15 protein-coding genes and 2 pseudogenes are annotated in these 21,632 nt (G+C 61.3%); 8 read left to right on the top strand and 9 right to left on the bottom strand.

Annotation, left to right across the window (positions count from 1 at the left end):
• Positions 1-98: 98 nt before the first annotated feature.
• The 3 genes from HV822_RS12945 to HV822_RS18220 all read right to left on the bottom strand — a co-directional run bounded on the left by HV822_RS12945 (position 99) and on the right by HV822_RS18220 (position 1,974).
• Positions 99-932 (bottom strand): DNA ligase, encoded by an 834-nt coding sequence (locus tag HV822_RS12945; RefSeq protein ID WP_238870585.1) that lies wholly within the window; start codon positions 930-932, stop codon positions 99-101.
• A gap of 174 nt (positions 933-1,106) precedes the next feature.
• On the bottom strand, positions 1,107-1,787 hold the full coding sequence (locus HV822_RS12940; RefSeq protein WP_238870584.1) for an epoxyqueuosine reductase QueH: 681 nt from the start codon (positions 1,785-1,787) through the stop codon (positions 1,107-1,109).
• A complete protein-coding gene (locus HV822_RS18220) occupies positions 1,741-1,974 on the bottom strand; it encodes a hypothetical protein (protein WP_396265161.1) in 234 nt (77 codons plus the stop codon). Before HV822_RS18220 ends, HV822_RS12940 begins: the two co-directional genes overlap by 47 nt.
• 168 nt (positions 1,975-2,142) lie before the next feature.
• On the opposite strand from HV822_RS18220, the gene HV822_RS12935 reads away from it, so the two are divergent.
• Positions 2,143-2,580 (top strand): DUF3010 family protein, encoded by a 438-nt coding sequence (locus tag HV822_RS12935; protein ID WP_238870583.1) that lies wholly within the window; start codon positions 2,143-2,145, stop codon positions 2,578-2,580.
• Positions 2,581-2,601: 21 nt separating this feature from the next.
• Here the strand turns inward: HV822_RS12935 and HV822_RS12930 are convergent, their stop codons facing one another.
• Together HV822_RS12930 and HV822_RS12925 are read right to left on the bottom strand one after the other, a co-directional pair.
• Positions 2,602-2,817 carry a TIGR02450 family Trp-rich protein gene (locus HV822_RS12930; RefSeq protein ID WP_238870582.1) on the bottom strand — a complete coding sequence of 72 codons (216 nt, stop codon included), beginning with the start codon at positions 2,815-2,817 and terminating at the stop codon, positions 2,602-2,604.
• A gap of 137 nt (positions 2,818-2,954) precedes the next feature.
• The gene (locus tag HV822_RS12925) at positions 2,955-3,857 is read right to left on the bottom strand and encodes a LysR family transcriptional regulator (RefSeq protein ID WP_238870581.1); all 903 of its coding nucleotides are present in this window, start codon (positions 3,855-3,857) and stop codon (positions 2,955-2,957) included.
• A gap of 141 nt (positions 3,858-3,998) precedes the next feature.
• Between HV822_RS12925 and gstA the strand changes: the two genes are divergently transcribed.
• The 3 genes from gstA to HV822_RS12910 are packed head-to-tail and all read left to right on the top strand — an operon-like array spanning position 3,999 to position 5,211.
• The gene (gstA, locus tag HV822_RS12920; RefSeq protein ID WP_238870580.1) at positions 3,999-4,598 is read left to right on the top strand and encodes a glutathione transferase GstA; all 600 of its coding nucleotides are present in this window, start codon (positions 3,999-4,001) and stop codon (positions 4,596-4,598) included.
• Positions 4,595-4,984 (top strand): nuclear transport factor 2 family protein, encoded by a 390-nt coding sequence (locus tag HV822_RS12915; RefSeq protein ID WP_238870579.1) that lies wholly within the window; start codon positions 4,595-4,597, stop codon positions 4,982-4,984. The genes gstA and HV822_RS12915 overlap by 4 nt, the downstream gene beginning before the upstream one ends.
• Positions 4,985-4,986: 2 nt before the next feature.
• On the top strand, positions 4,987-5,211 hold the full coding sequence (locus tag HV822_RS12910) for a tautomerase family protein (protein ID WP_238870578.1): 225 nt from the start codon (positions 4,987-4,989) through the stop codon (positions 5,209-5,211).
• A gap of 324 nt (positions 5,212-5,535) precedes the next feature.
• Here HV822_RS12910 and HV822_RS12905 read toward each other — a convergent pair whose 3' ends face one another.
• A complete protein-coding gene (locus HV822_RS12905; RefSeq protein ID WP_238870577.1) occupies positions 5,536-7,158 on the bottom strand; it encodes a ShlB/FhaC/HecB family hemolysin secretion/activation protein in 1,623 nt (540 codons plus the stop codon).
• A gap of 18 nt (positions 7,159-7,176) precedes the next feature.
• Positions 7,177-13,932: a YDG domain-containing protein gene (locus HV822_RS12900; RefSeq protein WP_238870576.1), complete on the bottom strand. Its 6,756-nt coding sequence runs from the start codon at positions 13,930-13,932 to the stop codon at positions 7,177-7,179.
• A 222-nt stretch (positions 13,933-14,154) separates the two neighbouring features.
• Here HV822_RS12900 and HV822_RS12895 point away from each other — a divergent pair, with 222 nt between their 5' ends.
• The 3 genes and pseudogenes from HV822_RS12895 to HV822_RS18185 form a co-directional block, all read left to right on the top strand.
• The gene (locus HV822_RS12895; RefSeq protein WP_238870575.1) at positions 14,155-15,090 is read left to right on the top strand and encodes an AraC family transcriptional regulator; all 936 of its coding nucleotides are present in this window, start codon (positions 14,155-14,157) and stop codon (positions 15,088-15,090) included.
• A gap of 7 nt (positions 15,091-15,097) precedes the next feature.
• A pseudogene (locus tag HV822_RS12890) lies at positions 15,098-15,238 on the top strand (IS481 family transposase); the annotation flags it as partial.
• Between the two features lie 2 nt (positions 15,239-15,240).
• A pseudogene (locus HV822_RS18185) lies at positions 15,241-15,396 on the top strand (tyrosine-type recombinase/integrase); the annotation flags it as partial.
• A 74-nt stretch (positions 15,397-15,470) separates the two neighbouring features.
• Here HV822_RS18185 and purL read toward each other — a convergent pair.
• Entirely contained in the window at positions 15,471-19,367 is a 3,897-nt protein-coding gene (gene purL / locus HV822_RS12880) for a phosphoribosylformylglycinamidine synthase (protein WP_238870574.1), read from the bottom strand.
• Positions 19,368-19,523: 156 nt separating this feature from the next.
• Between purL and mltF the strand changes: the two genes are divergently transcribed.
• A complete protein-coding gene (gene mltF / locus HV822_RS12875; RefSeq protein WP_396264883.1) occupies positions 19,524-20,966 on the top strand; it encodes a membrane-bound lytic murein transglycosylase MltF in 1,443 nt (480 codons plus the stop codon).
• 180 nt (positions 20,967-21,146) lie between these two features.
• Here the strand turns inward: mltF and tadA are convergent, their stop codons facing one another.
• A complete protein-coding gene (gene tadA, locus HV822_RS12870; protein WP_238870572.1) occupies positions 21,147-21,608 on the bottom strand; it encodes a tRNA adenosine(34) deaminase TadA in 462 nt (153 codons plus the stop codon).
• Positions 21,609-21,632 lie beyond the last annotated feature (24 nt).

Genomic DNA, 21,632 nt, shown 5'->3' with positions numbered 1-21,632 from the left:
ACTCAGACTGATCCAGCGAAATAGACGCGCACAGCGCGCCCTTGTGAGAGTAGTCGTCAGCTGCGCGGTTTGCCTGTCGCCCTACTGCGAAACCACGCCTACCTGGCCACTGGCCGCTCGCGTAGAAAGCGCGCAAACCGCGGCAGGCCACCGGAGGTCAAGCCGTTGTAGCGATAGGTGACCCGCGCTCCCACGGCGGGCGGCTGCTGGCGGTCGGCATCACTCAGACCACTGCCCAGACGAAACCGTCGTCCCTGCTCGTCCTCAACCACCAGCGCACCCACCATGCCCCGGTACTTGCCGCGCCCTGCGGTGTAACCCACCACCACCGCCTCGGCATCGTCATGCGGTTTGAGTTTGATCAGCGCCGCGTTGCGCCCATCCTGATAACGCGCAGCCTGGTGGTGCAACATCAGACCCTCGCCGCCAGCGGCGACTACCCGCTGCAGTTCACGCTCCAGCGCTGCGGTACTGGCGAGCCGAAACTGATGCACTGGCGTCAGATAGATACTGCCGTGCTCACCCAGCCGCGCCATAGCCGCCACCCGCTCACTGAAAGCGCCAGCATGCGCCGGCAGGTCAAACACCATAAAGCGTACGGACTGCCAAGCATGCTCCGGGGCATCGCTACTGCGTACCAGTGCGCTGATCTGCTCAAAGCGGCCATGCCCCAGCCATAACTCACCGTCCATCGGCTGCGCTGGCCAGCCCTGAGTAAACCAGGCAGGTGAGCGAATCGGATAGCCACTGCGCGTCAGCAGCTGCTCACCATCCCAGCGGCCACGCACGCCATCGAGCTTCTCGCTGATCCAGTATTGCTCAACCGGCACCTCGCCCTGATAGCTTTCAGCCAACTGCAGCGGCGCCTGCTGGGCCCACAACCCCTGCACCACCAACAGCATTGTCAAGCCCGCCCACATCCATGCACGCATTCGGTCATCCTTGTCTCTGACGCATCACTCGTCAGCTACACAAAAGGGACTCAGCACACGGGTCAATCACTGTGCCCAGCAGATGCGAGCCGGCACGCATTCCCATGACAAAGAAGACCCCAGACGCACAACACCGGCACAGGGCCGGTGTTGAAGGGCTAACCGGGGTGGTGCTCAGGTGCCAGCGTCGTCGTCACCGTAATACTGCACACCAATACGGATCAGGTCCCGCCCCTGAGAGCGGCGGTGCAGGTTGCTGTCGCGCAGCGAGTAGATGCAGCCGCAGTACTCTTGCTGGTAGAAGCGCTCGCGCTTGCTGATCTCGATCATGCGCGCACTACCGCCGCCCTTGCGCCAGTTGTAATCCCAGTAACGCAGCGCTGGATAGGGTTTGGCGGCGCGATGGCCACAGTCGTTGATTTGCGCCATGTTCTTCCAGCGCGAGATACCCAGCGAACTGCTGATCAGCGAGTAGCCGTGCTCATGGGCGTACAGCGCAGTGCGCTCAAAGCGCATGTCAAAACACATGGTGCAACGCACACCGCGTTCGGGCTCGTGCTCCATACCCTTGGCGCGGGCAAACCAGTTATCGGTGTCGTAGTCGGCATCAATAAAGGGCACACCATGCTGCTCGGCAAAGCGAATATTCTCCTGCTTGCGGATGTCGTATTCCTTGGCCGGATGAATATTGGGGTTATAGAAGAAGATCGCGTAATCGATACCGGTCGCATGAATCGCCTCCATCACCTCGCCTGAGCACGGCGCGCAGCAAGAATGCAGCAGCAAGCGATCTTTCTGCGCGTCGAAGTCACGCGGCAGCGGCAAGGGGATGCGTGCAAAGGTCTCGCTGGTCATGAGCGTCGTCGACAACAGGAAAATGGCCGCCCATTGTCCCAGAGTCCGGACCGCAAGTCTCCTTTACCAGCATCGCGACCTCAAGCGCTCGCTCAAAGATGCTGTAGCGCCTGCGCCCTTCCGGCACAACAACCTTGCCCCGCACAGACGCCTTGGCCTGATGCGCCCTGAGTAAGCCAGCCGGCACCGATTGCTCGCCAAACACGGCGTTCTCTGCCAGGCGCTCAGCTGGTCGGGCAGTGCTGTCACAGGGGCTTGCGGATATGTGCGGCCAATAGCGGTTTGAGCGCCCGCCTTGCACCCCGAAGACGGCCCACGCGCTATACTGCGCCGAACTCACAGAATTGGGCTTTTTATGAAAGTGTGCGGTGTAGACCTCAACAGTAACGATGCAAATCTCTGCCTGCTGTCGCTGGAGGATGAGCTGTTCCAGCTGCCGGATTTTCGCTCGCGCCGCCTCAGCTTGCCGGGCGCCCACAGCGCCAGCGACCTGCGCTATTTCCAACAGACCTTTGCCAAACTGATGCAGGATTACAAGGTCGATAACGTCGTGATTCGCCAGCGGCCAATGAAAGGCAAGTTTGCTGGTGGCGCGGTGGGCTTCAAGCTGGAGGCAGCCATTGAGCTGATCAGCGACCTGGATGTGACCATCCTGTCACCGACCGATATCAAAGAGTCGATCAAACGCAACCCGATTGCCGTGCCCTTCACCGAAACCGGTCTCAAGGCCTATCAGGAAACCGCCTTCAATACCGCCTACGCCTATCTGATGCAGGCAAAATACGCGGACTGACCTCTGCTCACTGGCGGCAGGTTACTTCCAGCCCTGCCGCCAGCGCTCGGTGTCCTTCAAGTCATGCCAGTCAATGGAATACCGGCTCTGGGTCAGCACTGCCTCAAGCAGGCAAGACAGCACTGCGCCTTCCTCGTCGTGCTCCACCTCAACCACCATAAAGTGCTTTTCGCGCTTGACCGGCGATACTGCCGTCCACTTGCTGTGCAGCAGTTTAGCGGGGTTGATTCGGTTCATCTGTTCTCCTGAAATATCGCCCGGCGAGCATCGCAGCGGCAAACCAAACCCGTTACCTTGTCCATGCACCACAATAAAGCCGCCGGGACTGACGCCGCGCCGAACTGCCTGCTCGCTGTCTGCCTCCGCTCAGACACTTATATCGCTGATGCACGGTGAACGCAGCGCTCTGCAGCAAGAAGCTCCCACAGGGCATTGGCAACCAGGCCCAGACTACCCTCGCGCCTGCGCATGAGCAGCAGTTGCGAACGGCGCACCGGATACCCCTCAAGGCTCAGAGGCACCAAGGCGCCAGCCTGCAGCTCCGCCGCCACCAGATGCTCCGGCATGCCGCCCCAGCCCATGCCGGCGGCGATGATGTGCTTCTTGGTGGCAAAGTCCGAAACCGTCCAGCGCATGCCATCTGGCACAACATCCCGGGTCTGTTCAAAACGCCCCTGACCGGTGCCTGCGACCACCACCTGCACATACGAGTTCATCTCGGCATTGCTCAAGCGTTTGCCGATGCGGGCCGGCGGGTAGTCGGGGTGCGCGACCGGGATGATATTCACCACCGCGTAAGGTGCTGCCACAATGGCCTCGGCCGGCAGTCCATCGGCGCTGGCGATAACAAGGTCAGCCTCGCCTTCCATCAGCCGTTCGGCGCTACCGCCCATGGCATCGGAGATCAGGCGAATGTCCGTGGCCGGAAACGCCTGCTTCAACTCACCAATCGCCGCCAACACCTCACCTAGCGGGCAAGTCGCAGAGACCGACAGCCGCACCAGAGGCTCTTGAGTGGCCGACAACCGGTTGGCTAGCTCCTTGAGCACTTGCACCTGATCCAGCACGACGCGCGCCTGCCGGTAGAACGCCCGGCCAGCCGGCGTCAGCTCCGGCCGGTAGCTGTCGCGGGACAGCAGACACAGCCCCGTCTCCTCTTCAAGGTTCTTAATGGCCTGGCTCAGCGCAGGCTGCGACTTGTGCAGCACCTCGGCGGCCTTGCGAAAGCTGCCCTGGGTCACGATGCCATCGAGTACACGCAATTGATCCAGCTTCACCGCTGCTCCTTGGTATGCCGGCCCATCTTGAAAACCTTAAATTATCATTAAAATAAAAACCCGATATTATTTTATTTTTACCACGTGCAATAACCTCTCTGGTGCTCGCCCGTTGGGCGTCCCACCAAGAGGAGATTTACCGTGAAGCTGTATTTCAAACCCGGCGCCTGCTCACTGGCTACGCATATCGTCTTGCGCGAGCTGGGGGCAAGTTTCACCCTTGAAGCCGTCGACACCCAGACCCAGCGTACCGAGTCCGGGCAGGATTACACCGCCATCAACCCCAAGGGCTACGTTCCAGCCCTGGACACTGGCGCGGCAGTACTCACCGAAGGCCCCGCAATACTCCAGTATCTGGCCGAATCAAGCGCCCTGCTGCCACCCGTGGGCAGCTTGCAGCGCGCACGGGTGCAGGAGCTTTTGAACTACACCGCCTCAGAGCTGCACAAGGCATTTGCGCCCTTCTTTCGGGCAGGTACCACGGCGCAACAGCGCGCCCAAGCGCAGGTGTCCGTCGAGCGGCACTTTGATTTGCTGGAGTCTCATCTGAGCGATGGGCAAACCAGCCTGGTGGGCGAGCGCTTTAGCGTTGCAGATGCCTACCTGTTTGTCGTCTGCAGCTGGGCCGCAGTACCGGGCATCGCGCTGGCTCGCTGGCCACGCCTGCACGCCCTCTGGCAAAGCATCGCAGCTCGGCCCAGCGTCAAACGCGCCATGCAGGCCGAAGGCTTGAGCGCATGAACGCCGGCACGCCGCATGAGGCAATCCTGGCTCTGCTTGAGACCTATTTCGAGGGTCTGTACCAGGCAGACAGCGCCTTGCTGGCCAGCGTCTTTCACCCGCGTGCCCAGTACGTCAACACCGCGCCCGGCGATGAGCGAATACTGACGCTGCTCGAATACCAGCACCTGCTGGACCAGCGCGTATCCCCCGCAAGCAACGGCGAGCCCCGCCACCAGCGCGTTATCTCCATCGAAACAACAGCAAACACCATGGCCTTTGCCAAGGTGCAGATGAGCATGCTGAGCCGCGACTACACCGACTTTCTCACCCTCATCCGTGAACAGAACCAGTGGCGCATCATCGCCAAGGTTTTTCACTACCAGCCAACCCCGCAAGGAGATTGACCATGCCTTACGTCAATATCAAAGTAACCCGCGAAGGCGGCCCGGAAGGCAAAGGCCCGTCAACAGAGCAAAAAGCAGAACTCATCGCCGGCGTGACCGAGCTGCTGGTCAGCGTCCTCAACAAGAGTCCAGCGTCCACGATGGTAGTGATTGATGAGGTAGCGCTGGATGACTGGGGCATTGGCGGGCTGCCCGTTGTGGCTTATCGGGCACAAAAACCCGGGTAGTGTGCGTTGCGCTTGACCTGTGCAACCCGCCCAGGCCTGCCAGGCCTGGGCGGGAGCACAGGCTTGGGTCGCTCAGGTATCAGCAACAAGGTCGGTACAAAGCACCCAACCAAAATGGTTGTCGGCGGTCCTGATGTAGCACGGCAAGTGCGCCTTGCCGTACAGGTCGAACAGCACGGCAACAGGCTGCCCCTTCGCAACGGCACCCTTCACGTCCAAAGGGCGCCCATAGGCTGCGGATTGCTCTGTCCCGTGAACTTGTATCAATCACACCGTCGCGAGCCCCAAGAGGGCATCATTCCCAGCTGGATGACAGTTTGCCGCTTAGAACGACCACTGCATCCGCCCCCAGGCCTGCGGGGTACGCTCTTTATCACTGACGGGCTGTTCACCGGTGCGCCAGGAACTGGTAAGGCTTAAGCTCAGCTGCGGGTGTGGTTGCCACTCAGCCCCTACACCGATGCTGCTCAGGTTGCGGTGATAATCGCCGTCCACCACCGGGTGGCGCACCAGGCGGGCATAACCGCCGTCGACAAAGGTTTTGAATTGCCATTCAGGTCGCCATTGATAGCGCAGCTCCAGAGTACCGAGCAGGCCTTCATCGGCGCTGGCTTCGCCGGCCGGATAGCCGCGAATGGTGTAAGGCCCGCCCAGTGACAAGTGCTCGGAGCTGTCCAGATTTCCGTCGGTCCACTGCCCTTGCAGCGCGGTATAGAGGCTCAGTTGGTTCGCGAGGTGTTGCAGCCGTAGCATGGAAAACTGCAACTTGCCAAAGCTGCCGCGATCGATGCTGTCCCCACGCAGGTGACCCTGCACCCAACTCACATTGAAGGCGTTCACCCCGCCACCGCCGACAGTGTCACGCCAATCCCCGGACAGGCCTAGGGTGACGTTCTCGGATGTCTTGTCGGTGACGATAAAGCCATCAAACAGTTCATCGGTCAGGTCCTTGCGTTCCACTTGCACAAGGCTGCGCACATTCAGATTGCGACTGCGCAACCAGGGGTGGGTGACAAACAGGGCGAAGGTGTCCGCCGTGCCTGTCGCATCGAGATCGTCGAAATCCCCGCCCAGCTCGTAATCCATTTTTGACGCAGACAGTCCAAAACGAGTGCCCCATGGGCTGATCGGCAGGTCGTAGCGGGCCATGTAGTAAAGCTGCTTCTCGTCAGTGCCCAGCAGGTACAGCGAAACCGCATCACCGAGGCCCAGTGGACTGGCAACATCCAGTTGCGTGCCCATACGGTATTCGCCAGTGTGGCGGTTGCCGTAGTTGTCCATGGTGACGTTACCACTCAAACGGGGCTCATCTTTCAATGTCACGGTCAGATCCGATCGTCCCGGCTCGCGACCGGCCGCCAGTGATGAAGATGCCCGCGTCCCCGGCAGGTCGTCGAGCAACAGCACCTGCCGCTCCAGCGGCTTGAGAGTGACCGCCTCGCCGTTTGCCAGCTGCCCCACCATGCTGCGCGGCACAACGTCGCGCAGGCGGCTCTGGTTTGACAGGGTGATCTGCCCATAACGCCCCTCGGCAATGGCGATAGTCACAATGCGGTCGTCGTCAATTTCCTGCGCGGGCAAATAGGCCCGACTGACCAGATAGCCTTGCTCGCGATAATAAACCGTGAGCCGCTGCGCAGCGTCGTACAGCTCGGCCAGTGTCAGTGTCTTGCCGGTCAAATCCTGCAGCTGTGCCAGCAGTGCCTCGGTGGGCAGCGAATGATTTCCTTCAATACGAAACGCGCGCACCGGAATCAGAATGTTCGATTGTGGCGCAACCACCGGTACGTCCGTCGGCGCTTGCAAGGCAGGCTCCGACGACGGCGGCAAGGTCAGTTGCCGATCTTCCAGTATCCGCAAGCTGTCCCCCGCTTGCGGCGGAAGTTGCGCCATAGCCATTGGCAGCCAGCCAAGGGCGACAGCAAGACTTAGCAGCTGTTTTTTCATGAATTCCTTTCCTGAGTTTTATGGCTGCAACGAGCTTGTCGCGCTGCCCTGATAGCCGGATTCGTTATCGTTCGACCCGTCGGTTGTTTCCAATGTCACGTCACCGGCCAGCCCCGTCAGGTTCAGGCCATCGCCGCGGACGGTCAGTTGCAGTGATGTTTCACCCGGCAGCGACATCGGCGTTTTCTGCCCCAGGCGGATCGCCTCTTCGTAACCCATCGTAGTGACGTCTTCCAGCACACTGGCAAATGTTTCCACCGGGCCACTGAGCTGATAGTTACTCCGGTCTGCGCCGTGCAGCTCGCCAGTCACGGTCACAAGCTTGTTGCGGCCCACCTCGGCATTCGCGAACAAACCGCTGAGCGTTACGCTGAGATCATCGCCGTTAATCACGCCGCTGAGTTCAGCACCAACATCCGCATCGGCGGTGCCGTCATAGACCTTGTGTTGCGCCACGGCGTTGATCAGGTCGATTACCTTGGCGGTGATATCAGCGGTGGTGCTGATGCTGCTTGCCGACAGGGTGTAGTTGCCTGCGTCCGCACCCGACAGCACTCCACTGACAGTCACGTTTTTGCCGGTGCCGGCGTTTTTATCGTCAAACGCGCCGCTTACCGCCAGTTGCAGATCGTCGCCGCTGACTACGCCACGCAAACCTGCAGTCACATCCGCATCGGCGGTGCCGTCATAGAGCTTGTGCTGTGCCACCGCATTGATCAGGTCGATTACCTTGGCGGTGATGTCAGCGGTGGTGCTGATGCTGCTTGCCGACAGGGTGTAGTTGCCTGCGTCCGCACCCGACAGCACTCCACTGACAGTCACGTTTTTGCCGGTGCCGGCGTTTTTATCGTCAAACGCGCCGCTTACCGCCAGTTGCAGATCGTCGCCGCTGATCACACCGCTCAGGTCTGCCACCACATCCGCATCGGTCGTGCCGTCGTAGGTTTTGTTTTGGGCCACGGCGTTGATCAGGTCGATTACCTTGGCGGTGATATCGGCGGTGGTGCTGATGCTGCTTGCCGACAGGGCATAGTTGCCCGCATCCGCGCCCGACAGCGTGCCGTTGACGGTGACGGTTTTGCCGGTGCCGGCGTTTTTATCGTCAAACGCGCCGCTTACCGCCAGTTGCAGATCGTCGCCGCTGATCACACCGCTCAGGTCTGCCGTCACATCCGCACCGGTCGTGCCGTCGTAGATTTTGTTTTGGGCCACGGCGTTAATCAGGTCGATTACCTTGGCGGTGATATCGGCGGTGGCGTTAGCTGCACCACTCAAGGTGTAGTTGCCCGCATCCGCACCCGACAGCACTCCACTGACAGTCACGTTTTTGCCGGTGCCGGCATTTTTATCGTCAAACGCGCCGCTTACCGCCAGTTGCAGATCGTCGCCGCTGATCACACCGCTCAGGTCTGCCGTCACATCCGCATCGGTCGTGCCATCGTAGGTTTTGTTTTGGGCCACGGCATTGATCAGGTCGATCACCTTGGCGGTGATATCAGCGGTGGCGTTAGCTGCACCACTCAAGGTGTAGTTGCCCGCATCCGCGCCGGACAGCGCGCCGTTGACGGTGACGGTTTTGCCGGTGCCGGCGTTTTTATCGCCAAACGCGCCGCTTACCGCCAGTTGCAGATCATCGCCGCTGATCACACCGCTCAGGTCTGCCACCACATCCGCATCGGTCGTGCCGTCGTAGGTTTTGTTTTGGGCCACGGCATTGATCAGGTCGATCACCTTGGCGGTGATATCAGCGGTGGCGTTAGCTGCACCACTCAAGGTGTAGTTGCCCGCATCCGCGCCCGACAGCGTACCGTTGACGGTAACGGTTTTGCCGGTGCCAGCGTGCTTGTTATCGAACGCGCCATTCAGCGCAACGGCCAGATCATCGCCGCTGATCACACCATCCAGATCAGCCGTCACATCCGCATCGGTCGTGCCGTCGTAGATTTTGTTTTGGGCCACGGCATTGATCAGGCCGATCACCTTGGCGGTGATATCGGCGGTGGTGCTGATGCTGCTTGCCGACAGGGCATAGTTGCCCGCATCCGCGCCCGACAGCGTGCCGTTGACGGTGACGGTTTTGCCGGTGCCGGCGTTTTTATCGTCAAACGCGCCGCTTACCGCCAGTTGCAGATCGTCGCCGCTGATCACACCGCTCAGGTCTGCCGTCACATCCGCATCGGTCGTGCCGTCGTAGATTTTGTTTTGGGCCACGGCGTTGATCAGGTCGATTACCTTGGCGGTGATATCGGCGGTGGTGCTGATGCTGCTTGCCGACAGGGTGTAGTTGCCTGCGTCCGCGCCGGACAGCGTGCCGTTGACGGTAACGGTTTTGCCGGTGCCGGCGTTCTTGTTATCGAACGCGCCAGTCAGCGCAACGGCCAGATCATCGCCGCTGATCACACCGCTCAGGTCTGCCACCACATCCGCATCGGTCGTGCCGTCGTAGGTTTTGTTTTGGGCCACGGCATTGATCAGGTCGATCACCTTGGCGGTGATATCGGCGGTGGCGTTAGCTGCACCACTCAAGGTGTAGTTGCCCGCATCCGCGCCCGACAGCGTGCCGTTGACGGTGACGGTTTTGCCGGTGCCAGCGTTCTTGTTATCGAACGCGCCATTCAGCGCAACGGCCAGATTATCGCCGCTGATCACACCATCCAGATCAGCCGTCACATCCGCATCGGTCGTGCCGTCGTAGATTTTGTTTTGGGCCACGGCGTTAATCAGGTCGATTACCTTGGCGGTGATATCGGCGGTGGCGTTAGCTGCACCACTCAAGGTGTAGTTGCCCGCATCCGCACCCGACAGCACTCCACTGACAGTCACGGTTTTGCCGGTGCCGGCGTTTTTATCGTCAAACGCGCCGCTTACCGCCAGTTGCAGATCGTCGCCGCTGATCACACCGCTCAGGTCTGCCGTCACATCCGCATCGGTCGTGCCGTCATAGACTTTGCTCTGTGCGATGGCATTAATCAGATCAATGACTTTCGAGGTCACCGTGAGCGTACCGCCGGTAGCGCTCAGATCGACGTTGTAACCGGTAGCGGCCAGATCGCCAGCTTGCCATGTCACGGCATAATCACCCACATCGGCGTTTGCGGCCGCGCCTGCTGAGACAAGCGTGGGCGCTCCGATGTTGCTGGCGTCGTCCTGGGTGAACACATTGCCGTAACCCGCAGCGTCCACAAACCCGCTCAGCGTGTAATCGGTGCCGGCAACAGGCGTGATGAAGGAGTGCAGATCACCGTAGGTCTTGCTGCCGTCAACCGTGCCGGTGACCGTCAGCGTGGGCTGCATGGCAAACACATAGCGGTTGCCCGCGGCTGTCACACCTGGTGAGCCAGTCCAGCTGGTGTTCCAGAGCGCCTGATTGCCACTGGCCAGCCCCCCAAAGGTGTTGTCATCCAGGTTATCGCTATAGATCAGCCAGCGGCCGTCGGCATGGCTGGCCTGTAGAGCATCACTCCCGGCATTGTTAGTAAACGCTGTGCTGCTCAGCACCAGAGCATCGCCCGCCGCAGCAGAGGAAAGCGCAGTACCCGCTGCCAGATCAACATCGCCTCCGGCCTCGACCAGCAGTGCATTGTCTTCCAGTGCAACACTGTCGCTGACGTTAACATCGCCGCTGGCCTTCAGGCTCAGGGTGGCTCCCGAAACGTTATCTGCCACCTTGACGCCACCCAGGGTATTGACCAACCCCGCCGTCGCTTCGATGATGCGGTCAGCCGTGAGCAGGTAGTGGCTGTTACTGATGCTGCCACTCAGCTGCAACCCAACCAGGCCGCCAACCCGGTCAGCGCCTGTCACCGCGCCCGTGGCATAGGACGCGCTCACGCTACCGCCGCTCCTTTGGCCGCCAACCAGGCCACCAACCACTTTACCCCCCGTCACCGCGCCTGTCGCATAGGCGTCGCTGATATGGCCGCCTTCCTGATACCCGAGCAAGCCGCCAACAAAGTTACCCGCACCAGTCACCCTGCTTACCGAGTAGGCGTCGCTGATGTTGGCGCCGCCCCAATGCAAACCGACCAGGCCGCCGACATAATTGCCCCCGCCAGTCACCACGCCTGTCGTATAGGCATTACCGATATCACCATCATATTGATTCCCGACCAGGCCACCAACATAGCGCTGCCCGGTAATATCGACATTCTCCAACCCCACCTGGCGCAGCGCTGCGCCATCGGTGTAGCCAAACAACCCGACATAGTCTGTGGCTCGATCAATAAACAGATCACTGATCACATGCCCCAGACCATCAAACACGCCACCGAAGCGATTGCTGAAGCCACCAAGCGGCTCAAACCCGGCACCGCCGTTCCAGCCTGCGGAGGCGCTGGCATCAATATCCGCCCCCAGCACATACTTACCGGAGAGCCCGCTGTTGATGGCTTGCAGCTGCTGCAGGGTGAGGATGACGTTATAGGCGTCAGGGCGATTGCTTGCGGTGATGGCCCCGGTGGGCAGGTCATGGCGGTTGAAGACCTGATTGCCCGACAGCCTCAGCAGGTAAGGGGTGGTCTGGTCACCGGCATTGCCCCACACCTTGCCAAACTCGAAACCGGTGAAGCTGTCAGCAGAGAACATTTGGGCGGTGGTCAGGCCCGTGCCGCCGGCGCTCGTTGACTGGCCGGTTGTTTCAGTATTCCAGTAGCTGTTGGTGATGCTGCTCACACTAATTAACCCAATCATACCGCCAACGCGATTATTCCCCGTCACCGCACCGGTGGCATAGGACTGACTGATGCTGCCACGCTCCTTATACCCGACCAGACCGCCAACCTGACTACTCCCCGTCACCGCACCGGTGGCATAGGACTGGCTGATGCTGCGTCCCAGGTGACTCCCGACCAGACCGCCAACCCGGTCAGTGCCCGTCACCGCACCGGTGGCATAGGACTGGCTGATGCCGCCTCCCTGGTCATGCCCGACCAGACCGCCAACGTAAATACTCCCCGTCACCGCACCGGTGGCATAGGACTGGCTGATGCTGCCAGCACTCAACATAGCCACCAGACCGCCGACATAATTACTGCCCGTAATATCGACATTCTCCAGCCCCACATGACGCAGCGCTGCGCCATCGGCGTAGCCAAACAACCCGACATAGTCTGTGGCTCGATCAATAAACAGATCACTGATCACATGCCCCAGGCCATCAAACACGCCACGGAAGCTATTGCTGGGGCTACCAAGCGGCTCAAACCCGGCACCGCCGTTCCAGCCTGCGGTGGCGCTGGCATCGATATCCGCGCCCAGCACGTAGTTGCCGGTAAGCCCGCTGTTGATGGCTTGCAAGGCGTTTACATCGGTAATGATGGTGTAGTCGATGACAGAACCAGCACTGCCCAGCTGGGTGCTGAAGCTGCCGGTAGACGCCAGGTTGATGGGTGCGGTGACCCGGTATTGGGCCTCGCTACCGTTGATCACCCCATCGCTGCTGCCCTGGCCGTATTTCAGCGCCAGGCCGGCGCCGCCGCTGGCGTTGAGGGATGCGTTGACCTGGATATCGCGCTCGGCGTTCAGGGTCAGGGTGTTGGCGTTCCAGCTGACGCTGTCGTTCACGAAGACGTCGCCGTTGCCGTCGGTGGCGCCGTTGACGCTCTGAATCTCCACACTGGTGCTGGCCAACTGGCTGCTTAAGGTGGCACCTGTAATGTCGCCATCGCTGGCGGCGACGGTGAAGTCGTTGGGGTCGATCAGCCAGGTGCCGGTCTCGCCATGTTCAGCCTGCGTGGTGATCTGTGTGCTGTCGGCGATAGTGACGTGAGCGCCGCTGGTTTCGATAAAACCGCCATCGCCGCTGGCGGGCGCTGAGGCGTCCAGCGTGCCGTCGATAGTGGCGGTGCCGCTTTGCATATCCGCCAGCAGCACGATTTTACCGTCGCGTTCGGCCACGGTCTGCGCACGAATCTGCCCACTGTTGTTGACCACCGAATCGAGCACCTGATCTGCGGCGTGGGTGGTGAGGTAGACACTGCCGCCATCGGCCTGGATCGCGCCGTGGTTTTGCACCAGGGCATTGAGTTTGCCCTGCTCGATGGTGAGGTTGATCAAACCGTCGCCGGCAAAATCCAGCTGAATTTTTTCCCCTGCGGCCATGGCAACGCTACCCAGGTTCGCGCGGATCACCCCTTCGTTACTCACCTGGCCTCCGAGCATCACCACCGCGCCGCCATCGGCCTGGATGGCTCCGCGGTTGATCACCGCCTGATTGCCATTGCCCTCAAAGCGGTAGTTGCCGTCAACAAAGTCCTGATTGTCGATATCCAGCGTGGAGGCCACCAGGCCGCCGACATTGACGTTGGCCCCTTCGGCAAACAGCACCCCGTTCTGGTTGACCAGAAACACCTTGCCGGTGGCATTGAGGTTGCCGTAAATCGCCGAGGGGTCGTTACCGGTAACGCGATTGAGCGCCACGGCGGCGCTGCTGTTCTGGTCGAAGTTGACGGTGTTGCCTTCACCGATGCTGAACGACTGCCAGTCGATAATGGCCTTGTTTGAGCCCTGCTCGATGGTGAGCGTGTGCTCACCGGGCTGGCTGATGGACACATCGCCAGCAATCACCTGGCCATTTTGCGGCAGGCTGGCAGCCAGAACAGACCCAGGTGCCGCGAACAGCAACAGCAAGATGCCGGGAGCGCCCCGCCACTGGCCGCTTCGTTGCGTGCCGCTGCCCTGCTGGCCTCGCCCCTTGCCGCACCCCCGAGCCAACTCGGACACGGCCTGCCAGACACCCAGCGCAGCATTGAAGACGGTTTTGAAGATGTGATTCATGGTGCTCCCTTCCCCGGGGTATGTCCGGCCCGAATTGGGCAATGACAGCTCCCCTGCTTGATGATGTCCGCTTGAGCTTTAGGGTAGAGATCACTGCGGTTAAGAACCACCTGGCGGGCATATCATTTTCCCGGTTCTTATCATTTTCCCCATATTGGCGGCCAAACTGGCGAATTCCGGTAGTATTCAGCCATGATAAAAAAACATGGAAACGGCACCGAGGTGCCAGTAGTTCATGCAGATATGAGCGGCGGTCAGGCGATCGACCTGCCGGGCGTTCGCGGTCGCATGGAGCGTCTGGAGTTCGCCAGCGGCATAGTGCTCTACCGGATGGAATATGAAGCACTGGACGACTGCTTCGTGCAGGTGCAGAACAGCTTCAGCGAACCGTGGATCGGCTCGGCACTGCATCTGCAGGGCCACTCCGAGCTGGCCTACCCCGACGGCAAAACCTTTACGCTGACACCCGATTCCGCCCTGTTGATGCGGGTTGACCCATCAGGCAGCCGCTTTCATCTGTTCAAAGGGCAGCTCGTTCGCCATGTGGGCGTAGCATCCACACTCGCGCCCCTGCAAGCCCGCTTCGATGGCCAACTGCCCGGGCGGCTGGCGCTATTCACTGACAACAGCTTTGGCGATTTTCAGTTAGGCCAATCATTCTCGCCCAGTCCGCGCCTGCGGCATTTGGCAAGCAACCTGTTCGACAACCACGCCAAGGGCAGCACCCGACTGCTGAAGCTCGAAGGTATTGCGAACCTCTTTCTGGCAGAAATCATCGAGCTGTTCTGCGAAGAAAACCCGACAAAAGACCGCATTGTCGTCTGGGAAGACCAGAGCCTCAGCGACATCATCGCGCACATCGAACACAACCTGGATGGCACCCTGGCGCTCAGCGCCCTGGCCAACATGGCCGGCCTGTCCGAGAACCGTCTCGATCAACTGTTTCGGCAGAAATTCCAGCTCAGTTGCGCCGAATACGTGCGCAACGAACGCATGAGCACAGCCAACCGCTGGCTGCAATCAGGCGAGCTGCCCGTGCGTGAGGTTGCCAAGCGAGTTGGCTACAGCCACGTCAGCAACTTCTCCCGCGCCTATCGCGCGCGCTTCGGGGAAACACCGGCCAGAACACTACGCCGCGCCACCAGCCGGTCCACGTAGCGGCGTCACGGTCAAAGGCGTAGGCAAGGTGTATCTGCAAACCCTGATCGACTGCTTCAGTCGCTTTGCTCTTGGCAGGCTGGACACAAGCAAGATGCCGGTCACCGCTGCTCATGTCTTGAATAACGCTGTGCAGCCGTTCTTCGAGTGACCTTTCGCCATACCTTTGCTACTGAACTGCTGCGTCGCGGCAGTGATATCCGGACTGTGCAGACCTTGCTCGGCCACGCCGATGTCCGGACCACACAAGTCTATACACACGTTTTGGGTCAAGGCTTTGCGGGTGTATTTAGCCCGTTAGGCTAAGAGGGGCAGCCTGACGCTCACCACAAGCAACAACCCCGGCGCGTGGCCGGGGTTGCAGTTTACTGCGCTGGCGATTAACCGATCCAGGCGCGGGCATTGCGGAACATGCGCATCCAGCCGCCGTCTTCGCTCCAGTCATCCGGGTGCCAAGAGTTCTGTACGGCGCGGAACACGCGCTCCGGGTGCGGCATCATGATGGTGACGCGACCGTCGCGGGTGGTCAGACCGGTGATACCACGCGGCGAGCCGTTGGGGTTGGCCGGGTAGCGTTCGGTCATGCGGCCACGGTTGTCGACGTAGCGCAGGGCCACGGCGTTGGCGGCCTCACAAGCGTCAACAGCGGCGCTGCTGGCAAATTCGGCGTGGCCTTCACCGTGGGCGATGGCGATCGGCAAACGGCTGCCGACCATGCCGCTGAGGAAGATCGACGGCGAAGGCTGCACTTCGACCATGGCAACTCGCGCTTCAAACTGCTCGGAGCGGTTGCGCACAAAATGCGGCCAGTGGTCACTGCCGGGGATCAGCTCACGCAGGTTGGAGAGCATCTGGCAGCCGTTGCACACGCCCAGGGCGAAGGTGTCGGGGCGAGCAAAGAAGGCTGTAAAGGCTTCACGGGCGACCTGGTTGAACAGGATCGACTTGGCCCAACCCTCACCAGCGCCCAGTACGTCACCGTATGAGAAGCCGCCGCAGGCGACCAAGCCACGGAAGTCTTCCAGCTCAACGCGGCCACTGAGGATGTCGCTCATGTGTACATCTACCGCGCTGAAGCCGGCGCGGTTGAAGGCCGCAGCCATCTCAACCTGACCATTGACGCCCTGCTCACGCAGAATGGCAACGCGCGGGCGCGAGCCCTTGCTGATGGCCGGTGCGGCAACGTCTTCGTTGATATCAAAGCTGAGCAGCGCGTGCAGGCCGGGGTTGGCGTCGTCGGCAATGCCTTCAAACTCCTGATCCGCGCATTCGGCGTTGTCGCGCAGGCGCTGAATCTGCCAGCTGGTTTCGCTCCAGGCTTGCTGCCAGATGGCGCGGGTGCTTTCCAGCACCGGCTTGCCGTTAAACTCGAAGCGAATCGCCTGCTCGCTGGCGGGCTGACCGATCACCGCGCTGCAATCACCCAGGCCAGCGGCAGACAGCTGTGCCAGCACTTCTTCGGTGTCGCTCTGGGCAACCTGAATAACCGCGCCCAGCTCTTCGTTGAACAGCACTTCGGCCAGTGTGCTGGCGTCTTGCGCCAGTACGTCGAGGTTGATATTCAAACCGCAGCGGGCAGCAAAGGCCATCTCGGTCAGGGTGGTGAACAGGCCGCCGTCGGAGCGGTCGTGATAGGCGAGCAGCAGCTCGTCCTGATTCAAGCCCTGAATCACGGCGAAGAAGGCTTTGAGGTCTTCAGCGTCGTCCAGATCCGGCACCTGCTGGCCGATCTTGTTGTAGACCTGCGCCAGCGCAGAACCGCCCAAGCGGTTCTGACCACGGCCCAGATCAATCAGGATCAGGTCGGTTGCACCGTGGTCCAGACGCAGCTGCGGGGTCAGGGTGGCACGCACATCCTGCACCGGGGCGAAGCCGGTGACGATCAGCGACAGCGGCGAGGTAACCGACTTCTCTTTGCCGGACTCGTCCCAGCGGGTCTTCATGGACATGGAGTCCTTGCCGACCGGAATGGTAATGCCCAGCTCGGGGCACAGCTCCATGCCGACTGCCTTGACGGTGTCGTACAGGCGCGCGTCTTCACCGGGGTGACCGGCAGCGGACATCCAGTTGGCAGACAGTTTGATGTCCGACAGCTTGTCGATGCGCGCAGCAGCCAGGTTGGTCACGGTTTCTGCCACCGCCATACGACCGGAGGCCGGGGCGTTGAGCAGCGCCAGCGGCGTGCGCTCGCCCATGGCCATGGCTTCACCGGTGTTAACGTCAAAGCTGGTGGCGGTCACGGCGCAGTCGGCCACCGGCACCTGCCACGGGCCAACCATCTGGTCGCGGGTAACCATGCCGGTAATGCTGCGGTCACCAATGGTGATCAGGAACTGCTTGCTGGCAACCGCCGGCAAACGCAGCACGCGCTCGGCAGCATCGCTCAGGGTCAGCTCACTGGCGCTGAAGTTGTCGCCCTGCTCTGCTTCACGCTCGACGCTGCGATGCATGCGCGGCGGCTTGCCGAGCAGCACCGAGAGCGGCATGTCGACCGGCTGGTTGTCGAAGTGGCTGTCGTTGAGCACCAGCAGCTGTTCTTCAGTCGCTTCACCGACCACGGCGAAGGGGCAACGCTCGCGCTGGCAGATGGCTTCGAAACGCTCGAAATCGGCGTTCGGCACGGCCATGACGTAGCGTTCCTGGGATTCGTTGGACCAGATTTCCAGCGGGCTCATGCCCGGCTCGTCGTTCGGTACGTTGCGCAGCTCGAAACGGCCGCCGCGACCACCGTCGTTGACCAGCTCCGGGAAGGCATTGGACAGGCCGCCCGCGCCCACGTCGTGGATAAAGGCGATCGGGTTCTTGTCACCCAGCTGCCAGCAGCGGTCGATGACCTCCTGACAGCGGCGCTCCATTTCCGGGTTTTCCCGCTGTACAGAGGCAAAGTCCAGATCCTCGGCGCTGGCACCGGTGGCCATGGAAGACGCCGCGCCGCCGCCCAGACCGATCAGCATCGCCGGGCCGCCCAGCACGATCAGCTTGGCGCCAACCGGGATGTCGGACTTCTCGACGTGGGTTGCACGGATGTTGCCCATGCCACCGGCGATCATGATCGGCTTGTGGTAACCACGGGTTTCCGGGCCACGGGGCGAGTCGATGGTGGTTTCGAAGGTACGGAAGTAACCGTTCAGGTTCGGACGACCAAACTCGTTGTTGAACGCGGCGCCGCCGAGCGGGCCTTCGATCATGATCTGCAGCGGGGTAACAATGCGCGACGGCTTGCCGTTGTCTTCTTCCCACGGCTGGACAAAGCCCGGAATACGCAGGTTGGAGACGGTGAAACCGGTCAAACCGGCCTTCGGCTTGCCGCCGATACCGGTGGCGCCTTCGTCACGAATCTCACCACCGGAACCGGTAGACGCGCCCGGGAACGGGGCAATCGCGGTCGGGTGGTTGTGGGTTTCTACCTTCATCAGGATATGCACCGGCTCTTCGTGAGCACGGTATTCAAAGCTACCCGGCACCGGGAAGAAACGGCCTGCGGTGAAGCCTTCGATCACAGCGGCGTTGTCTTTATAGGCCGACAGCACGCCATCGCTGTGCATCTGATAGGTGTTCTTGATCATGCCGAACAGGCTTTTATCCTGCGCCTGACCGTCGATATCCCAGCTGGCGTTGAAGATCTTGTGCCGGCAATGCTCGGAGTTGGCCTGGGCGAACATCATCAGTTCAACGTCGCTCGGGTTGCGGCCAAGGCCGGTGAAGCTTTCAACCAGGTAGTCGATCTCGTCTTCGGCCAGCGCCAGACCCAGGCTGCTGTTGGCTTCCACCAGCGCATCACGGCCGCCGGCTAGGATGTCGACACGCTGGAACGGCTTGGGCTCGGTGTGGGCGAACAGCGCTGCTGCCGCATCCAGATCATCCAGCGCCAGCTCGGTCATGCGGTCATGCAGTTCGGCAACCAGCACCTTGCGCTCATCAGCCGACAGTTTGCCGCTGACGTAGTACGCGATACCGCGCTCCAGACGCAGCACCTGGCTCAGGCCACAGTTGCGCGCGATGTCAGTCGCCTTGCTGGACCAGGGAGAGATGGTGCCAAAACGCGGCACAACCAGCACCAGTTCGCCCGCGGGCTCTTCGACCGGCACGGACGGGCCGTAGCGCAGCAGACGGTCGAGCACCTGCGCGGATTGCTCGTCCAGCTCGCTGCTCAGCTCGGCGAAATGCATGAACTCGGCGTACACCCCGGTCACTGCGGCAAGGCGGCTTTGCAGCTTGGCGAGCAACTTGGTACGACGAAAATCGGAAAGGGCTGGGGCTCCACGCAGGATATGCATGTCGGTATCGGCCTCGGGATGCGAACAGTGGGAAAAAGAAGGCGCATAGGATACCCCAAGCCGAGCGCTGGAGCCATGCCGCACTGGCCAGCGGCAGCCCTGCTGTGATTACGCCAGCGGCTATTGCCGCAGCCCGCTTTTGCCTATACTGGCGCCATGCATCGACCAGCCCCTCGCCTTCCCCGTTTAAAGGCTCTGGCCACCGCCCTGTGCGCCGTGTTGCTGACAGCCTGTGAGCAAAGCACCCAACTGGAACAGATTCAGGAGGACGGCACCCTGCGCGTGATCACCCGCAACACGCCGACCACTTACTATCAAGATCGCAACGGTGATACCGGGCTGGAGTACGAGCTGGCCAAGCGCTTTGCCGACAGCCTGGGCGTGGGCCTGGACATGCAGGCCGCCGACACCCTCGACAGTCTCTATCAGCAATTGGGCGAAGCCGATGGCCCACAGGTGGCGGCAGCGGGCTTGACCGTCAACCCGGCCCGCAGCGAACAGATTCGCTTTGCCGCACCCTATCTCGATGTAATTCCGCAGGTGGTCTACCGGCGCGACAGTCGCAAACCGCGCAGCATTGAAGACCTCTACGGCCAACGCCTGATGGTCCTCAAGGGCAGCACCCTGGCTGACGAGCTGCGCGCCCTGCAGCAGAGCCACCCGGAGCTGACCTTTGAGGAGTCTGACAGCGTTGAAGTGGTTGACCTGCTGCGCCTGGTCAACGACGGCGAAATTGACAGCGCGGTGGTCTACTCCAACGAGCTGGTGGTCAATCAGGCATTTTACCCGGCCGTGAGCGTTGCCTTTGACCTCGGCGACGGCCAGCCGATGGCCTGGGCGCTGCGCCAGTACGCCGACAGCACCCTGCTCGATGCGGTCAATGGGTTCTTCTCCCGCATCAAGGCCGACGGCACCCTGGATCAGCTGATCGAACGCTTTTACGGCCACTCCGATGTACTGGACTACGTGGGCGCCCGCGCCTTCGCCACCCATATGCAAAACCGCCTGCCGCGCTTTGAGACCTTTCTGCGTCAGGCCGGCGACCAGAACTCACTGGACTGGCGCCTGCTGGCCGCCATGAGTTATCAGGAGTCGCTCTGGGACCCGAATGCACGCTCGGCCACCGGCGTACGCGGGCTAATGATGCTAACCCTGCCAACCGCCAAGTTTGTCGGCGTAACCAACCGCGTTGACCCGCAGCAGAGCATTAACGGCGGTGCGCGCTACCTGATCTGGGTGCGTGATCAGATACCCACCGACATTCCCGAGCCCGACCGCACCTGGTTTGCACTGGCCGCCTACAACGTCGGCCTGGGCCACCTGGATGACGCCCGCAAGCTGACCGCCGACGGCGGCCGCGACCCCAACCGCTGGGTCGACGTAAAGGATTTTCTGCCGCTGCTGCAGAAGAAAGAGTGGTACAGCAAAACCCGCTACGGTTACGCCCGCGGCTCAGAGCCGGTGCACTACGTGCAGAACATCCGCCGCTACTACGACATCCTGCAATGGGTCACCCAACCCCAATCCGAATCCCGCCAGCAACCGGCCGAGCAATACCACGCGCCGGGGATTCTGGAGCAGTTGCCGGATGGGGTTTAGCGCAGCGCATCGCGCTGCGCGGCTGGAGGCTTAACGCTGGAGGCTGGAAGGTCGAGATAAATGTGGGAAGTTTGGTTGCCATGCATAGGCCTAGGTCAAGCCATATAGCCGACCAACAAGCACAGCCCCTTAACCTTCCAGCCTAAAGCCTTCAGCCTCCAGCCTTACCGAAAAGCTCCGTCAGCCGCGCCCGCGCCTCTCCCTAAAAAACCCCGACAACAGCGCCCCACACTCCTCCGCCAACACCCCGCCCTCCACCTGCACCCGGTGATTCATCCAGGGCTGGTCCAGGACTTGGCTGCGGCTGGCGACGGCGCCGGAGCGGGGTTCGCTGGCGCCGTAGACCAGACGCCCGATGCGGCTGTGGATCAGCAGACCAGAGCACATGGTGCAGGGTTCGAGGGTGACGTACAGGGTGGTGCCGGGCAGGCGGTAATTCTGCAGGGCCGTTGCGGCCTGACGAATGGCGACCATTTCAGCATGGGCGCTGGGGTCGAGGCTGGTGATCGGCTGGTTGAAGCCCTCGCCGATCACCTTGCCATCTTGCACCAGCACGGCGCCCACCGGGACTTCGCCCCGCTCGGCCGCCAGCTGCGCCTGCGCCAGTGCCAGCCGCATAAAGTCGATGTCAGCCGGCGTCATGGCGTGTCCTTCTCAACAGGCAAG

This window comes from Halopseudomonas maritima (assembly GCF_021545785.1).
GTDB classification, from domain to species: domain Bacteria; phylum Pseudomonadota; class Gammaproteobacteria; order Pseudomonadales; family Pseudomonadaceae; genus Halopseudomonas; species Halopseudomonas maritima.
This window is presented reverse-complemented; position numbering and strand designations above follow the sequence as displayed.

Bases quoted from the DNA above. Each gene is read 5' to 3' on its own strand.
- HV822_RS12945 (WP_238870585.1), bottom strand. From the start codon at position 932: ATGCGTGCATGGATGTGGGCGGGCTTGACAATGCTGTTGGTGGTGCAG.
- HV822_RS12940 (WP_238870584.1), bottom strand. From the start codon at position 1,787: ATGACCAGCGAGACCTTTGCACGCATCCCCTTGCCGCTGCCGCGTGAC.
- HV822_RS12935 (WP_238870583.1), top strand. From the start codon at position 2,143: ATGAAAGTGTGCGGTGTAGACCTCAACAGTAACGATGCAAATCTCTGC.
- HV822_RS12930 (WP_238870582.1), bottom strand. From the start codon at position 2,817: ATGAACCGAATCAACCCCGCTAAACTGCTGCACAGCAAGTGGACGGCA.
- HV822_RS12915 (WP_238870579.1), top strand. From the start codon at position 4,595: ATGAACGCCGGCACGCCGCATGAGGCAATCCTGGCTCTGCTTGAGACC.
- HV822_RS12910 (WP_238870578.1), top strand. From the start codon at position 4,987: ATGCCTTACGTCAATATCAAAGTAACCCGCGAAGGCGGCCCGGAAGGC.
- HV822_RS12905 (WP_238870577.1), bottom strand. From the start codon at position 7,158: ATGAAAAAACAGCTGCTAAGTCTTGCTGTCGCCCTTGGCTGGCTGCCA.
- HV822_RS12900 (WP_238870576.1), bottom strand. From the start codon at position 13,932: ATGAATCACATCTTCAAAACCGTCTTCAATGCTGCGCTGGGTGTCTGG.
- purL (WP_238870574.1), bottom strand. From the start codon at position 19,367: ATGCATATCCTGCGTGGAGCCCCAGCCCTTTCCGATTTTCGTCGTACC.
- mltF (WP_396264883.1), top strand. From the start codon at position 19,524: ATGCATCGACCAGCCCCTCGCCTTCCCCGTTTAAAGGCTCTGGCCACC.
- tadA (WP_238870572.1), bottom strand. From the start codon at position 21,608: ATGACGCCGGCTGACATCGACTTTATGCGGCTGGCACTGGCGCAGGCG.